The sequence below is a fragment of the Enterobacter sp. MGH 33 genome (assembly GCF_000534535.1).
GTDB lineage: Bacteria > Pseudomonadota > Gammaproteobacteria > Enterobacterales > Enterobacteriaceae > Enterobacter > Enterobacter hormaechei_C.
Genome location: NZ_KI973212.1, coordinates 1318378 through 1333509, shown reverse-complemented (window position 1 = coordinate 1333509; position 15132 = coordinate 1318378). Strand labels below are relative to the sequence as shown.

The 15132-nt window shown below is 55.1% G+C and carries 15 protein-coding genes; 12 read left to right on the top strand and 3 right to left on the bottom strand.

Annotated elements, in window-relative coordinates:
* The first annotated feature begins 20 nt into the window (after positions 1-20).
* From L379_RS17670 to L379_RS17690, 5 genes are all read left to right on the top strand, one after another.
* Positions 21-971: an ABC transporter substrate-binding protein gene (locus L379_RS17670; RefSeq protein ID WP_000858088.1), complete on the top strand. Its 951-nt coding sequence runs from the start codon at positions 21-23 to the stop codon at positions 969-971.
* A gap of 11 nt (positions 972-982) precedes the next feature.
* A complete protein-coding gene (locus L379_RS17675) occupies positions 983-2572 on the top strand; it encodes an FGGY-family carbohydrate kinase (protein WP_032652705.1) in 1590 nt (529 codons plus the stop codon).
* Positions 2573-2633: 61 nt separating this feature from the next.
* Positions 2634-3629, top strand: coding sequence for a LacI family DNA-binding transcriptional regulator (locus L379_RS17680; protein ID WP_032652703.1), 996 nt, complete (start codon positions 2634-2636; stop codon positions 3627-3629).
* 28 nt (positions 3630-3657) lie between these two features.
* On the top strand, positions 3658-4305 hold the full coding sequence (gene fucA / locus L379_RS17685; RefSeq protein ID WP_032652701.1) for an L-fuculose-phosphate aldolase: 648 nt from the start codon (positions 3658-3660) through the stop codon (positions 4303-4305).
* A gap of 114 nt (positions 4306-4419) precedes the next feature.
* On the top strand, positions 4420-5781 hold the full coding sequence (locus L379_RS17690) for an MFS transporter (RefSeq protein WP_017694418.1): 1362 nt from the start codon (positions 4420-4422) through the stop codon (positions 5779-5781).
* Between the two features lie 32 nt (positions 5782-5813).
* Here L379_RS17690 and L379_RS17695 read toward each other — a convergent pair whose 3' ends face one another.
* Positions 5814-6305 (bottom strand): YajQ family cyclic di-GMP-binding protein, encoded by a 492-nt coding sequence (locus tag L379_RS17695; protein ID WP_017383179.1) that lies wholly within the window; start codon positions 6303-6305, stop codon positions 5814-5816.
* Positions 6306-6430: 125 nt separating this feature from the next.
* On the opposite strand from L379_RS17695, the gene panE reads away from it, so the two are divergent.
* The 5 genes from panE to L379_RS17720 all read left to right on the top strand — a co-directional run bounded on the left by panE (position 6431) and on the right by L379_RS17720 (position 11524).
* Positions 6431-7342 (top strand): 2-dehydropantoate 2-reductase, encoded by a 912-nt coding sequence (gene panE / locus L379_RS17700; RefSeq protein ID WP_017383178.1) that lies wholly within the window; start codon positions 6431-6433, stop codon positions 7340-7342.
* The gene (yajL, locus tag L379_RS17705; protein WP_015571288.1) at positions 7305-7898 is read left to right on the top strand and encodes a protein deglycase YajL; all 594 of its coding nucleotides are present in this window, start codon (positions 7305-7307) and stop codon (positions 7896-7898) included. The genes panE and yajL overlap by 38 nt, the downstream gene beginning before the upstream one ends.
* 300 nt (positions 7899-8198) lie before the next feature.
* A complete protein-coding gene (locus L379_RS17710) occupies positions 8199-9467 on the top strand; it encodes a PTS sugar transporter subunit IIC (protein ID WP_017694419.1) in 1269 nt (422 codons plus the stop codon).
* Between the two features lie 12 nt (positions 9468-9479).
* The gene (locus L379_RS17715; RefSeq protein ID WP_015571289.1) at positions 9480-10805 is read left to right on the top strand and encodes a 6-phospho-beta-glucosidase; all 1326 of its coding nucleotides are present in this window, start codon (positions 9480-9482) and stop codon (positions 10803-10805) included.
* Positions 10802-11524 (top strand): glucosamine-6-phosphate deaminase, encoded by a 723-nt coding sequence (locus L379_RS17720; RefSeq protein ID WP_032652699.1) that lies wholly within the window; start codon positions 10802-10804, stop codon positions 11522-11524. The genes L379_RS17715 and L379_RS17720 overlap by 4 nt, the downstream gene beginning before the upstream one ends.
* A 26-nt stretch (positions 11525-11550) precedes the next feature.
* Here the strand turns inward: L379_RS17720 and L379_RS17725 are convergent, their stop codons facing one another.
* The gene (locus tag L379_RS17725) at positions 11551-12285 is read right to left on the bottom strand and encodes a GntR family transcriptional regulator (RefSeq protein WP_023296016.1); all 735 of its coding nucleotides are present in this window, start codon (positions 12283-12285) and stop codon (positions 11551-11553) included.
* 69 nt (positions 12286-12354) lie between these two features.
* Complete coding sequence (thiI, locus tag L379_RS17730; protein WP_006809903.1) at positions 12355-13803, bottom strand: tRNA uracil 4-sulfurtransferase ThiI; 1449 nt, start codon at positions 13801-13803, stop codon at positions 12355-12357.
* Positions 13804-13981: 178 nt separating this feature from the next.
* Here thiI and xseB point away from each other — a divergent pair, with 178 nt between their 5' ends.
* Positions 13982-14224, top strand: coding sequence for an exodeoxyribonuclease VII small subunit (gene xseB, locus L379_RS17735; RefSeq protein WP_003859094.1), 243 nt, complete (start codon positions 13982-13984; stop codon positions 14222-14224).
* Positions 14225-15124 carry a (2E,6E)-farnesyl diphosphate synthase gene (gene ispA / locus L379_RS17740; protein WP_015571293.1) on the top strand — a complete coding sequence of 300 codons (900 nt, stop codon included), beginning with the start codon at positions 14225-14227 and terminating at the stop codon, positions 15122-15124. It begins immediately after the preceding gene.
* Positions 15125-15132 lie beyond the last annotated feature (8 nt).

The following is a 15132-nucleotide window of genomic DNA, read 5'->3' as shown; positions in this document are numbered from 1 at the left end:
CCCTACAACGGAGCAAAATAATGAAAACCAGCCATATCCTGAGCGCCCTGTCGCTCGTTGCCATCCTGTCCAGCAGCGCGCTGGCAAAAGATTTAAACCTGCCGGTAGTCAGTAAAGGTTACCAGCACGAATTCTGGCAGACGGTCAAAATGGGGACGGAAGCTGCCGCAAAAGAGTTGGGTGACAAAACCAGCTACGTTGGCCCTGCCGATGAAACGCAAATCGCCGAGCAGATCCAGTTAGTCGAAAACACCATGGCACAAAAGCCAAACGGCCTGTTGCTGGCCGCGCTTGATGCAAACGCCCTTGCCCCGCTGGTCGAAACCGCCAACAGCCGGGGGATCAAAGTGGTGACCTTCGACTCGGGCGTGAACTCCGATATCCCGGCCAGCTTTGTCGCCACCAATAACCGTAAGGCGGGCGCACAGGCTGCGGATGCGCTGGCGGAGCAGGTAGGCCAGAAGGGGAAAGTGGGTATTATCGCCCACGTAGCCGGAACGACGTCCGCCATTGAGCGCTCTGAAGGATTCAGCGAGCGAATGAAAGAGAAGTACCCGAATATTCAGGTACTGCCGGTGCAATATAGCGATGGCGACCCGCAAAAGGCGATGGATAAAACCATTGATATGGTTCAGGCCAACCCGGATATCGCCGGTATTTATGCCACCAACGAAGGCTCAACCCTGGGCGTTGCGAACGCTATCGACAGCCAGAATCTGAAGGGCAAAGTGAAAGTCATCGGTTTTGACAGCACCGAAGCCATCATTAACTTCCTCAAAAACGGCGTGATTCAGGGCTTCGTGGTGCAGGACGCGTACCAGATTGGTTATCAGGGCATAAAGGCGCTGAACGCGGTGATTTCCGGACAGACGGTGGCTAAAGAAATTGATATTCCAGTGAAATATGTCAATGCGCAGAATATCAACACCCCTGAAATTGATAAACTGTTACATCCGTTTGGTAAAAAATAAGGAAGTTTATGATGAGTGACGGCTATTTCCTCGGGGTCGATGTGGGTTCAGCCAGCGTTCGTGCTGGGCTTTACTCTGCGCAAGGCGAGCGTTTGAGCTTCGCGACCCGTCCGATTTCGCAGTTTCACGCCAGCAACGCGCGCGTGGAACAGTCCTCCGCGGAGATCTGGCAGCAGGTTTGCGCGGTGGTGCGGGAAGCCGTCGACTCCTCTGGGATCTCACCCGACGCCATTCGTTCGATTGGCTTCGACGCCACCTGCTCGCTGGTCGCGCTGGATGCTGAGGGTAACGGCCTGAGCGTGTCCCCCGACAGTCCGGCATCGCAGGACATCATTATGTGGATGGATCATCGTGCTCACGAAGAAACTGTTCGCATCAATGCCACACGCGATCCGGCCCTGTGCTACGTGGGCGGCGAGGTGAGTATTGAAATGGAACTGCCAAAACTGCTGTGGTTGCAGCGACATCATCCTGAAACATGGAATCAGGCCTGGCGCTTTTTCGACCTTGCCGATTTTCTGGTCTGGAAAGCAACGGGCCAGGACGCCGCCAGCCTGTGCACCCTCACCTGCAAATGGAACTACCTTGCGCATGAGGCGCAGTTCAGCGAATCGCTGCTCAGGGAGGTGGGGCTGGAGACCTTACTGACAAAAATTCCCGATACTATTCTGGACGTCGCTGAATGCGTCGGGAAACTCAGCCCACAGGCAGCGCAAGCTCTGGGGTTGCCCGAAGAGGTGTTTGTGGCAAGCGGCATGATCGATGCCCACGCGGGTGGCGTGGCGCTGACGGGCTCACACCCGGAGGGCACGCTGGCGCTCATCAGCGGAACCTCGAACTGCCATATGCTTGCCAGTCAGACGGAGATCCATACGCCCGGCGTCTGGGGGCCTTACTGGAGCGCCATGCTGCCGGGCTACTGGCTGACGGAAGGCGGGCAAAGTGCTGCCGGGGCGCTGGTCGACTGGACGTTGCGCGAGCACGGAGCCAGCGCAGACCTGTTTGCAAAAGCAGAAGCGGCGCAACGCCATCCGGTGGCGCTGCTCAACGACTGGGTAGCCGCGCTTGAACAGGAAGAAAAATATCCCACCCGCAACCTGCACATTCTGGCCGATCACCACGGCAACCGCTCGCCGCGTTCGCGTCCGGATGCGCGGGGCAGCGTGGTCGGTCTGACATTAGAAACCGGTGAACGTGCGCTGGCGAGGCTCTATCTGGCCACGCTACAGGCCATAGCCTATGGCACACGACATATTATGGATACCCTGAAACATCACGGGCACACCTTGTCGCGTATTGTCATTTGTGGAGGAGCCACCCATAACCGGCTCTGGCTGCGGGAGTATGCCGATGCCACGGGCTGCGATATTCATCTCTTAGCCGAAGAAGATGCCGTCACTCTCGGCGCGGCCATTTGCGGCGCTGTGGCGAGCGGTGCATGGGCAACGCTCACCGATGCCACCCGGGAAATGGTCAAAGCCGGCGACATCATCACCCGTCGGCCGGAAACCGCGGCTTTCCACAGGCAAAAATATGAGGCGTACCTGATGCTGTGGACCCAGCAGCAGGCGCTTAATCTCCTGATGCAACAGGAAATGTAATGGCAGGATGCGTATGCTTTATCAGCAGTTTTTTACGTACGTTAAGGATTGAGGCGTAGCGATGGCCAAAACAGTTGAACAGATAGCGAAGGATCTGAATTTATCCGTCACCACCGTGCGGCTGGTACTGAGCGGGAAAGCCGAACAGTATCGGATCAGCGTGAAAACACAGTCCCGAATTAATGAACACGTCGAGCGCTTCGGCTATACCCTCAACCATTCGGCGCGCAGTCTTAAGCTAAACAAAACCGAGACGCTGGGACTCATCGTACCCAACATCTCGAACGTGTTCTTTGCAACGCTCGCCGAGAAACTCGAACTGCGCTGCCGCCGTTCGGGCTACCAGCTGATGATCAGCTGTACTTACAACGATGTGGATTACGAAAACAAGCTGGTCAAAGCCCTGATGGCGCGCAACGTGGACGGCTTGTTTATCGTTCCCTCGACGCTGGAAAACCAGCAGCATCATTTGCGGCAGATCCAAAAACCACTGGTGCTCCTCGACCGGGATTTTGGCTTTACTGACAACGCGCTGGTTGAGAGTCATAACGAGGCCGGGGGGGATGAACTGGCCCGCAACATGCTGGCAGAGAGAAAAACGCCGCTCTGGTTCCTTGTGGGCGATACCGCACTGCCCAGTATTACGGACCGTCTGAACGGCTACTTACAGGCCCTGAAAACAGCCGGTATTCACCATCGCGAGTGGGTCATCGAAGGGCCGGACAATACGCCGGAGGGCGGATATGCCCTGATGGATTCGCTTATCGACAGCCAGGGTGTTCCGCAGGCGTTTATCGCCTCATCGTTACCCGTTCTTGAAGGGGCAATTGAAGCCCTGCGGACGAGTACCGGCACCGTGCCCCAACACATCAATATCGGCACCTTCGATGAGCACCCCATGCTGGGGTTCCTGCCTAACAGCGTCTGGTCCATGCAGCAGGATGAAGATACCTGGGCGGAAAAAGCGTTTGAACTGATGCAGCGAGCCATCGACGGCGAAGCGGTCAACGAGACGGCGAAAGTCGATATGAAGCTGGTCAAACGTTCCCGCCAGTAAAAATAAAACTGTACCCGGAGAATAAAAAATGGAACGAGCCCGATTAGCCAGAGACATTATCGACACCTGCCTTGAGATGACCCGCATGGGGTTAAATCAGGGCACCGCCGGCAATATCAGCGTTCGCTATCGCGAAGGCATGCTGATTACGCCGACCGGGATTCCCTACGAGCATCTGACCGAAGAGAGTATCGTCTATGTAGATGCACAGGGGCGGCACGAAGAAGATAAACTGCCCTCCAGCGAATGGCGTTTTCATCAGGTTGTGTATCAGACCCGCCCGGATGCTAACGCCGTCGTCCATAACCATGCGGTTAACTGTACCGCCGTCTCGATACTCAACCGCCCCATTCCTGCTATTCACTATATGATTGCCGCCGCCGGGGGAAACTCCATTCCCTGCGCCCCTTACGCGACCTTCGGGACGCGCGCGCTGTCAGAGCATGTCGCGGTCGCATTACGCGATCGCAAAGCGACGCTATTACAGCACCACGGCCTGATAACCTGCGAAGAAAATCTTGAAAAGGCACTGTGGCTGGCGCAGGAGGTAGAGGTGCTGGCAAAACTCTACCTGGCCACGCTGGCGATAGTAGATCCCGTTCCGGTACTCAGTGACGATGAAATTGCCATTGTTCTTGAGAAATTCAAAAGCTACGGATTGCGCGTCGAGGCGTAATTTTTTATCCGGGGGTGCTTTTATCACACCCTCGTAATATCTCTTAAACAAACACCTATTTACCGCACTTATCACCCCGCCTAAACTATGGCCTGCTTTTTGGTAGAGGTGGTAATGAACGATTATAAAATGACGCCAGGCGAACTGCGTGCGACCTGGGGTTTAGGGACTGTTTTCTCGCTGCGGATGCTTGGCATGTTTATGGTCCTGCCCGTTCTGACCACATATGGCATGGCGTTACAGGGTGCCAGCGAAGCGCTGATTGGTCTGGCGATTGGTATCTACGGCCTGGCGCAGGCGATATTCCAGATCCCCTTTGGCCTGCTCTCCGACCGCGTGGGTCGCAAACCGCTGATTGTCGGCGGGCTGCTGGTGTTTGTACTTGGCAGCATCATCGCCGCCCTCTCCCACTCCATCTGGGGAATTATTCTTGGGCGCGCCCTGCAAGGTTCCGGGGCGATTGCCGCCGCCGTGATGGCGCTGCTGTCAGACTTAACCCGCGAGCAAAACCGCACCAAAGCCATGGCGTTTATCGGCGTCAGCTTCGGCGTCACGTTTGCCATTGCCATGGTGCTGGGGCCTGTTATCACTCATGCGCTCGGCCTGCACGCCCTGTTCTGGATGATTGCGGTGCTGGCGACCATTGGGATCGCACTCACGCTGTGGGTTGTGCCTGACAGTAAAAACCACGTCCTCAACCGTGAATCCGGGATGGTGAAAGGCTGCTTCAGCAAAGTCATCGCCGAGCCGCGCCTGCTTAAGCTGAACTTCGGCATTATGTGCCTGCACATTCTGCTGATGTCCACCTTCGTCGCCCTGCCCGGTCAACTTGCCGCAGCCGGTTTCCCGGCGGCAGAGCACTGGAAAATTTATCTGGTCACAATGCTGATCTCGTTTGTCTCCGTTGTGCCCTTCATTATTTACGCCGAAGTGAAGCGCAAAATGAAACGCGTCTTCGTGGGCTGCGTGGCGTTATTGCTGATTGCCGAGATTGTGCTGTGGGGCGCTGGCCCGCATTTCTGGGAACTGATCGCCGGCGTACAGCTGTTCTTCCTGGCGTTTAATCTGATGGAAGCCCTGCTGCCGTCGCTTATCAGCAAAGAGTCTCCGGCAGGATACAAAGGCACCGCGATGGGCATTTACTCCACCAGCCAGTTTCTCGGCGTGGCGATCGGCGGGTCGCTCGGCGGCTGGGTGGACGGTCTGTTTGACTCCCAGACCGTTTTCCTCGCCGGTGCGCTGCTGGCGATGCTCTGGCTGTTTGTTGCCAGCACCATGAAAGAGCCGCGCTATGTAAGTAGCCTGCGGGTAGAAATTCCCGATGACGTGGCAATCGGTGACGCGTTAAAACAGCGTCTGGAAGCGACAGAGGGCGTGAGCGAAGTGCTGATTGTCCCGGAAGAGCGCAGTGCGTATGTCAAAATTGACAGCAAAGTGACTAACCGCTTTGAGGTGGAGCAGGCGCTGAAGGCCTGAAAAAATGCCCGGTTTAGCCGGGCATGATTGTCTTAATCGCGGAAGTTTTTAAACTGGAATGGCTGACCGAGATCGCCGCCACGCACCAGCGCCATCACGGATTGCAGGTCATCACGGGATTTTCCGGTCACGCGGATCTCTTCCCCCTGGATCTGCGCCTGCACTTTGAGCTTACTGTCTTTGATAAGCTTAACGATTTTTTTCTGTACCGCGCTCTCAATCCCCTGCTTCAGCTTCGCTTCCACAAACCAGGTTTTGCCGCTGTGAACAAAATCTTCCGGTACATCGAGTGAGGTCCCTTCTATGCCGCGCTTGAGCAGCTTGGCGCGCAGGATATCCAGCAACTGGTTGACCTGGAAATCAGACTCGCTCAGGACTTTGATCGTCTTGTTCGCGTCGTTCAGTTCAATGGTCGCCTCAACGCCACGAAAATCGAAACGTGACTCAACCTCACGGACAGCATTTTCTACGCCGTTACGCGCTTCCTGCAAATCAACTTCAGAAACAATATCGAAAGATGGCATCTTTTCTTCTCCCTTCATTTTTGTTGCGTTGCATAATACCCGCAACGAGGCATAACGAGAAGCTTAGCTGATGGCGCTATACTTAGCGTCATAGCACCTGGCGCCGTTGCAGGTGAGGAGGAACGATGAAAGTAACAGTGCTTGGATGCGGAGCCCTTGGCCAACTCTGGCTTACAGCGCTATGCAAACAGGGACACGACGTTCAGGGCTGGCTGCGAATTCCCCAGCCCTATTGCAGTGTGAACGTAATTGGTACAGACGGTTCAATTTTTAACGAGTCTTTGACGGCAAACGATCCGGAATTTCTCGCCACCAGTGATTTGCTGCTGGTCACGCTGAAGGCCTGGCAGGTCTCCGATGCGGTGAAAAGCCTGGCCGCCCAGTTACCTGAACGCACGCCAATCCTGCTGATTCACAACGGTATGGGTACCATTGAAGAGCTAAAATCTGTCCGGCAACCGCTGCTGATGGGGACAACCACCCACGCGGCACGTCGCGACGGTAACGTCATTATCCATGTTGCCAGTGGTATCACCCATATCGGTCCTGCGCGTGAACAGCCCGGCGATTACAGCTATCTTGCGGATACCCTGCAAAGCACGCTGCCTGACGTCGCCTGGCACAATAACATTCGCGCGGAACTGTGGCGCAAACTGGCGGTCAACTGCGCGATCAATCCGCTGACCGCCCTGCTGGATTGCCCTAACGGTGAGCTGCGCAAGCATCCCGATCGGGTAGCGCTGATTTGCCGGGAAGTTGCCGCCGTCATTGAACGCGAAGGCTACCACACCTCAGAGTCCGATTTACGTTATTATGTCGACCAGGTTATTGAGAGTACGGCAGAAAATATCTCCTCAATGTTGCAGGATATCCGGGCTATGCGGCATACCGAAATTGATTACATTACCGGTTATCTGTTAAAACGCGCCCGGGCACACGGTATTACCGTTGCGGAAAACAGCCGTCTGTTTGAGTTAGTAAAACGAAAGGAGAGTGAGTATGAGCGCATCGGCACTGGTATGCCTCGCCCCTGGTAGCGAAGAGACAGAAGCGGTCACCACCATTGATTTGATGGTGCGTGGTGGTATTAAGGTTACTACCGCCAGCGTCGCCAGCGACGGAAGTCTGGCGATTACCTGCTCGCGTGGGGTGAAGATCCTGGCGGATGCACCGCTTGTACAGGTGGCGGACGGTGATTACGACATGATCGTTTTGCCGGGTGGGCTGAAGGGTGCAGAGTGTTTCCGCGACAGCCCGCTGCTGGTTGAAACCGTTCGTCAGTTTCATCTTTCCGGGCGTATCGTCGCGGCAATCTGTGCGGCCGCAGGTACGGTGCTGGTTCCGCACGACATTTTCCCCATCGGGAATATGACCGGCTTTCCTGGCCTGAAGGACACAATTCCGGAAGACCAGTGGGTGGATAAACGCGTGGTCTGGGATCCGCGCGTTAACCTGCTCACCAGCCAGGGGCCGGGCACCGCCATTGATTTTGGCCTGAAGATTATTGACCTGCTGGTCGGGCGCGAAAAAGCGTACGAAGTGGCGTCATCGCTGGTGATGGCGGCGGGGATTTATAATTTCTACGAAGCCTGATGTCCTCCCGGGCTGGCAACGCGCTGGCCCGTCTGCCCTACAGAAATAGTGCAGTCAGCGTCACAGTTCTGCGATTCATTTTCCTGCCCTGAAGCGTCTCCCCACCGTCTCACCCTTCAAAAAACCCTTTATTTTCAGACAAATAATCAAATCTGCACCGTATTGCATGCCTGTTTGACAGGCTAAAAGAACCGTGAAAAACTGCATTCAACTGGTATATACCAGTTTAAAAATCCGCCAGCAAAGCCTGATAACATCAACAGCGGCGGGAGAGCAGAAATCTCTTCTGGAGTAAGCAATGTGATTACATTTCTTGAGCACAGAGTCATTCCTGTACTGATTCGCGTAGGCGAAAATAAAATACTGGTCGCCGTGCGCAACGGTATTGCGCTGACCTTACCCTTCACCATCACCGGTAGCCTGTTTCTCATTCTCGCCAATCTACCGATACCCGGCTGGAGTGAATGGCTTGGCCCGTTTGCCGAAAAGCTCAGCGCCCCGGTGGGCGTTACCTTTGGTGCGATAGGGCTGATTTCTGCGGTGGGTATCAGCTACAACCTCGCGAAGGAGTACAACCTCAACGCTATCACCTGCTGCATAGTCACGCTGGTGGTTTTCTTACTGGCGCAACTCAACGACAGCTATCAGCTCAACGTTGACAATCTTGGTGCGGCGGGGCTGTTTTCTGCCATCATCCTGGCGATTTTGACGGTGCACATCGTGCGATTTTTTATCCGGCACAACGTCGTGATCACCCTGCCGGAGGGCGTGCCTCCTGCCGTGGCGCAATCTTTTGCGAGCCTGATCCCCGCCGCGGTAGCAATCACTCTGATCTGGCTGATTCGGGTCATCCTGAATTTTGATATCAACCACTTCTTCACCCTGCTGCTCAGCCCGCTCGTCTCCGGCCTCGGTTCGCTGCCGGGCATGCTGGTGCTTATTTTTCTGATTTCGCTGCTGTGGTGCTGCGGCATACATGGCGACAACGTGCTTTCCGGCATCACCAGTCCCATTTTCCTGAAATACATCGCTGAAAATACTCAGGCCTATCTGCATCATCAGCCCATTCCCCATATTACCGCCGACGGGTTTTATATCGTCTTTATGTGCCTGGGCGGAACGGGCGCGACCATGGGGCTGGTCATTGCCATGCTGCGTTCCCGCAGTCGGCTGTACAAATCAGTGGGCAAGCTCTCCCTGCCCTCCGCGATATTTTGTATTAACGAACCTGTCATTTTCGGTTGCCCGATAGTCTTCAACCCACTGCTGATGATCCCGTTTACCCTGACGCCGATGATCCTGTGCATCTCAACCTGGTCGCTGATGTACTTCGACATCATTGGTCGCCCCGTCTTACAGATCCCCTGGACCATGCCGCCGATTTTCGCCGCATGGTTCGTGACCGGCGGCAATATCCCTGCCGTGATCTGGTCCGTCTGCACGCTGGTTATTTCCGCCCTGGTCTGGCTGCCGTTTTTCAAACTGGCCGAGCGCAAACAACTTGAAACCGAAGCGGCCGAAGAGAATGCCCGCCGCAACGCGGACACGCTTTCCGACCCCATCTTGTAAAAAGGAACCACGATGAAAAAGCTCAAGGTTGTCACTATTGGCGGCGGCTCCAGCTACACGCCAGAATTGATCGACGGTTTTATCAAACGCTACGCAGAGCTGCCGGTCACCGATTATTATTTGCTGGATATTGAAGAGGGAAAAGAGAAGCTGGAGATTGTCGGAAAGCTGGCCCAGCGCATGGTAGCTGAAGCCGGGCTCCCAATGAATATCCACCTGACGCTCGATCGGGAAGAGGCGCTGAAAGATGCCGATTTTGTCACCACGCAGCTGCGTGTCGGCTTTCTTGATGCCCGCATCAACGATGAAAAAATCCCGCTAAAATACGGCGTTCTGGGGCAAGAGACGACAGGTCCCGGCGGGTTTATGAAAGCTCAACGCACGATCCCGGTCCTGCTGGATATCTGTAAGGACATGGAAAGATGGTGCCCGAACGGCTGGCTGATTAACTTCACCAACCCGGCCGGGATTGTCACCGAGGCAATCACCCGCCACTCGGCCATTCGGACCATAGGCATTTGCAGTGGCGCAAATAGCATGATGATGGACATCGCCAAAGCCTACGGCGTGCAGAAGTCGGACGTTTACGCACGCATTATTGGTCTGAACCATCTTATTTTTGCCGACCAAATTTTCCTCAAGGGAGAGGATTATACCGACGACTTTATTGAAAAACTGGCCGAGGGCAGCGCAAATAACTCCCTGAAAAATATACCGGACATTGGGTTTAGTGCCCGCTTTGCCAGGGCACTCCACATGTACCCTATCTCCTACCTCAAATACTATTTTTTGACCCGCGAGATGACCGACGCCGCGCTGCGCGATGCAAATACTAAGGGAACCCGCGGCGAGCAGACGCGCGAAATTGAGCAACGGCTTTTTACGCTTTATCAGGACCCCCATCTCGCGCACAAGCCGAAAGAGCTGGAGCAGCGCGGAGGCGCCTGGTACTCCGATACTGCATGCTCGATCATCAGCGCTATTTATAACGATAAAAAAGAGATCCACGTCGTAAATGTTCCTAACAGGGGCACAACACCCGATCTGCCGGATCACGTTACGCTGGAAACCAACGCCATGATCGACCGAAACGGCGCGCATCCCCTCGCCTATGGCAGGCTGCCCGTGAAGATCCGCGGCCTGATCCAGAGCGTGAAGGCCTATGAAGAGCTCACCGTTGAGGCCGCTGTCACTGGAAATTACGACACGGCGCTGCTGGCGCTGAGCGTAAATCCCCTTGTGCCTTCTGCCGCCGCGGCAGAACAGATCCTTAATGAATATCTTGAGGTCAACCACCGTTATTTACCCCAGTATGCTAAACGTAAGGACGCACAATGAACGTAGAACAGACAGACGATTATGCGGCGCTGAGTGACGCCGTGGCGAAAGCGGTCATTGAAACCGTTACGCAAAAAACCGATGCGCTGATTTGCATCGCGGGTGGAGATACGCCGCTGGGCGTTTTTGCCGCGCTGGTGCACGCCAGCAAACAGGGTAAGGTCGATTTTTCCCGTGCGGCATTTGTTGGCCTGGATGAGTGGCTGGGGCTCGGTCAGGCCGATAAAGGCAGCTGCCGGGAGATGGTATGGGGCCATTTCTTCAGCCACCTGGCCCTGCGCGACGATCAGATCTGTTTCTTTGATGGCCTGACGCAATCCCCCGAGGAAGAGTGTCAGCGTGTGGATAACTTTATTACGGCCCACGGTGGGCCTGACATCATTGTGTTGGGGATCGGTATGAACGGCCATATCGGCTTCAATGAACCGGGCGCCGCCCTCGATACCGGTTGCCACATCGTGGACCTGGATGCGGTGACGCAGGCCGTTTCGGTTAAATACTTCGGCCAGCAGCGTCATATCCGTCAGGGCATTTCGCTGGGGATGAAGACTATCCTGGCCTCACGGGCCATTATTTTGATGGCAAGCGGCGAGAAAAAAGCCGACATCATCGCAACAACCGTCAATTCCGCACCGGACCCGGCGGTTCCCGCGACGCTGCTAAAGCCGCACCCACGGTTAAGGATCATTGTCGATAAAGCGGCAGCCGCTAAGCTGTAAAAGAGAAACAGGCGCTGATGCGCCTGTTATCGTTTGATGTGCATATTCTTGACGCGGAAAATATCTGCCCGGTTGTAGCTGATGGAGAAGTTAAATGCTCTACCGTCATCGAGGCGCGTGACTTCGGTAATTTTCAACATCGGCTGGCCTGGCAGAATATTGAGATGGGCCGCCAGCTCCTCATCAAAAAGATCCGCTTCAATCAGTGAATCGGCGTCGCTGATTTTCTTACCGGTAAAGTCTTCAATATAGCCATACAGCGATCCCACTTCGAGAATAGCCTGCGGAACAGTGGCAACCACCTTGTGAGGAATATTGCTGTCTTCAATTAACACCGGCTGTCCGTCCAGTAAACGGATACGGCGAATAAACCAGACATCATCACCCTGCGCAATTTCGAGGTGCTGTGCCAGCGCCGCGTCGGCGTGAAGGGTCGTCAACGTCAGCAAGCGGCTGGTTACGTTGACCCGCCCCTGAAATTCACGGGAAAACCCGAGAATACTGTCACTCTTTTCATTATTCAGAATGTAAATATTGCTGGCAGTATTCTTTAAAACAAACATGCCCTTGCCGTGGATACGCTCGATATACCCTTCCTGTACCAGCATCGCCATGGCTTTCTGAACCGTTACGCGCGTAACGTCATAAATACCGGCAAGATCGCGCTCCGACGGAATGCTTTCGCCCTTTTTGTAGACTTCATTGAGAATATCTTTTTTGATTCTCTCTTTGATTTCCCAGTACTTATGTTTTTTTTCCATTGTCGATTACCCGGCCAAAAAGAGCATAGAATCGCAGGCCCGGTAGCGCTCGCGCCACCGGGCGAGAAACTACGGGCGATACACCTTCACGTTCGCGAAGCCCTGCTCACGCAGATACAGCGCCTGCAAACGGCTCATGACCCCACGTTCGCACCACAGCAGATACGTTTTGCTCTGGTCGAGATCGCCAAACTGGGTGCTCAGCTTGTAGAACGGCAGCGAAACCACCTCGACGCCTTCCACCTGCAACGGCTTGTCATCCTGCTCATCAACAGAACGGATATCCAGAATCGTATCGTTAGCACCGAAGCCGCTGACCGTCTCCACCTCAACCACTTCCTGCTCGGTCTGCTGAGCGATCTCACGGATATCGATGTTGGACGCTTCCGCCACCACTTTTTCCAGGATGCTGAAATCGAAGTTCTCTTCTTCCGCTTCGATCTTCGCCTTCACCGCTTTGATGGTTGGACTTTTTGAGATCACACCGCAATATTCCGGCATGGTGCGGGCAAAATCTTCAGTACCGATTTTACGCGCCAGATCGATGATGTGCTCTTTATCGTGAGAGATCAGCGGACGCAGGATCAGCGTATCAGACACGTTATCGATAAGACGCAGGTTAGTCAGCGTCTGGCTGGAGACCTGCCCCAGCGCTTCACCGGTGACCAGCGCCTGCACGCCGTAGCGCTCAGCCACTTTGGACGCCGCACGCACCATCATACGTTTCAGAACCACGCCCATCTGGCCGTCGTCCACTTTTTCGAGGATTTCGCCGACCACCGGCTCAAAGTTGATCGCCACAAAACGCACGCGGTGAGAGCTGCCGAAGCGGTTCCACAGGTAATGCGCCACCTGACGTACGCCGATTTCATGCGCCGCGCCGCCCAGGTTAAAGAAGCAGTAGTGCACGCGGCAGCCACGACGCATCAGCATATAGCTGGACACGCCGGAGTCGAACCCGCCGGAGATCAGCGACAGCACATCTTCCTGAGTGCCGATAGGGAAACCGCCAATACCTTCATAACGACCCTTGACCAGCAGCAGGCGATCGTTTTCGATCTCAAGGTTAACGGTGACGTCCGGGTTAGTCAGGCGCACGCGCGCCGTTTCAACGTGCTGGTTCAGACCACCACCGACGTAGCGCTCAACCTCAATAGAGCTAAACTCATGCTTACCCCGGCGCTTCACGCGCACGCAGAACGTTTTCCCTTCGATCTGGTCGCGGTACTGCACCAACGCCTTTTCGAAGATATCGTGCATATCGGTGAAGGGAACGTCTTCCACTTCCAGAATATGGTGAATACCCGGGATACGGGTCAGCGCGTCGCGAATATCAAGACGTTTGTTTTCGTCTTTCGCGCGGACTTCTACATGGTCCCAGTGACGCACCACGGCGAGCGTTTCGTCGTAGTGTTTTAATACGTTACGAATGTTCCCGGTGAGAATTTTAATAAAGCGCAAACGCACGGATTGGCTTTTGATGGTGATTTCAGGGAACAATTTAATGATAAACTTCATGGCGGCAATGTTTCTTAGGCAAGCTTATAAAGGCTTGTAGTGGAAAATGATACAGCAGCCCACACCCGTGGCTGCATCCAGGCGCGCAAGTATACCACCATCGCGCCACTCGCGTTATTTGATAATTGCCCCGAGTCCGTTACCATGTCAGGGCGAAAAATTTAAGAGTCAATTCACTATGCCGAAGAAAAACGACGCACCGGCCAGTTTCGAAACTGCGCTGAGTGAACTGGAGCAGATCGTTACCCGTCTTGAGAGTGGCGATCTCCCGCTGGAAGACGCGCTCAACGAATTTGAACGCGGCGTGCAGCTCGCGCGCCAGGGGCAGGTAAAACTCCAGCAGGCCGAGCAGCGTGTGCAGATCCTGCTTTCCGACAGCGAAGACGCTAAAACCACGCCATTCACACCGGACGCCGAGTAAATGGATTTTTCCAACGCGCTTCAGGCGCGCGTCATCCGCGCCAACGATGCGCTGCGCCGATTCATTGAGCCGCAGCCTTTTCAGAACACTCCACTGGTTGAAGCCATGCACTATGGCGCACTCTTGGGGGGTAAACGCCTGCGTCCGTTCCTGGTGTATGCCACGGGCAATATGTTCGGTATCAGCGATAACACGCTGGACGCCCCGGCAGCCGCCGTGGAGTGTATCCACGCCTATTCGCTGATCCACGATGATTTGCCGGCCATGGACGATGACGATCTGCGTCGCGGTCAGCCAACCTGCCATATCAAATTTGGCGAAGCGAATGCCATTCTGGCGGGGGATGCGCTGCAAACCCTGGCCTTCTCCATTCTGAGCGATGCGCCGATGGTTGAGGTGAGCGATCGCGATCGTCTGGCAATGGTGTCCGAACTGGCAATGGCCAGCGGCGTCGCCGGGATGTGCGGCGGCCAGGCGCTGGATTTAGAGGCTGAAGGGCGTCAGGTTACTCTGGAACAGCTGGAGCGCATCCACCGTCACAAAACGGGCGCACTGATTCGTGCAGCCGTTCGCCTGGGCGCGTTGAGCGCGGGTGAACGCGGGCGTAAAGCCCTGCCGATTCTGGACAGATACGCAGAAAGTATCGGTCTGGCATTCCAGGTTCAGGATGACATTCTGGATGTGGTGGGCGATACTGCAACATTGGGAAAACGTCAGGGTGCGGATCAGCAGCTTGGCAAAAGTACCTACCCCGCCCTGTTGGGCCTTGAGCATGCCCAACGTAAAGCCCGGGATCTGATAGACGATGCCCGCCGGTCGCTGAATGAGCTGGCCGCGCAATCGCTGGATACCTCGGCACTGGAAGCGCTAGCGGACTACATAATCCAGCGTGATAAATAAACTATAAA

Coding starts and splice junctions, on each gene's coding strand:
- fucA (WP_032652701.1), top strand. CDS start 3,658: ATGGAACGAGCCCGATTAGCCAGAGACATTATCGACACCTGCCTTGAG.
- L379_RS17680 (WP_032652703.1), top strand. CDS start 2,634: ATGGCCAAAACAGTTGAACAGATAGCGAAGGATCTGAATTTATCCGTC.
- panE (WP_017383178.1), top strand. CDS start 6,431: ATGAAAGTAACAGTGCTTGGATGCGGAGCCCTTGGCCAACTCTGGCTT.
- L379_RS17695 (WP_017383179.1), bottom strand. CDS start 6,305: ATGCCATCTTTCGATATTGTTTCTGAAGTTGATTTGCAGGAAGCGCGT.
- L379_RS17675 (WP_032652705.1), top strand. CDS start 983: ATGAGTGACGGCTATTTCCTCGGGGTCGATGTGGGTTCAGCCAGCGTT.
- L379_RS17690 (WP_017694418.1), top strand. CDS start 4,420: ATGAACGATTATAAAATGACGCCAGGCGAACTGCGTGCGACCTGGGGT.
- thiI (WP_006809903.1), bottom strand. CDS start 13,803: ATGAAGTTTATCATTAAATTGTTCCCTGAAATCACCATCAAAAGCCAA.
- L379_RS17720 (WP_032652699.1), top strand. CDS start 10,802: ATGAACGTAGAACAGACAGACGATTATGCGGCGCTGAGTGACGCCGTG.
- ispA (WP_015571293.1), top strand. CDS start 14,225: ATGGATTTTTCCAACGCGCTTCAGGCGCGCGTCATCCGCGCCAACGAT.
- L379_RS17725 (WP_023296016.1), bottom strand. CDS start 12,285: ATGGAAAAAAAACATAAGTACTGGGAAATCAAAGAGAGAATCAAAAAA.
- L379_RS17670 (WP_000858088.1), top strand. CDS start 21: ATGAAAACCAGCCATATCCTGAGCGCCCTGTCGCTCGTTGCCATCCTG.
- L379_RS17715 (WP_015571289.1), top strand. CDS start 9,480: ATGAAAAAGCTCAAGGTTGTCACTATTGGCGGCGGCTCCAGCTACACG.
- yajL (WP_015571288.1), top strand. CDS start 7,305: ATGAGCGCATCGGCACTGGTATGCCTCGCCCCTGGTAGCGAAGAGACA.
- xseB (WP_003859094.1), top strand. CDS start 13,982: ATGCCGAAGAAAAACGACGCACCGGCCAGTTTCGAAACTGCGCTGAGT.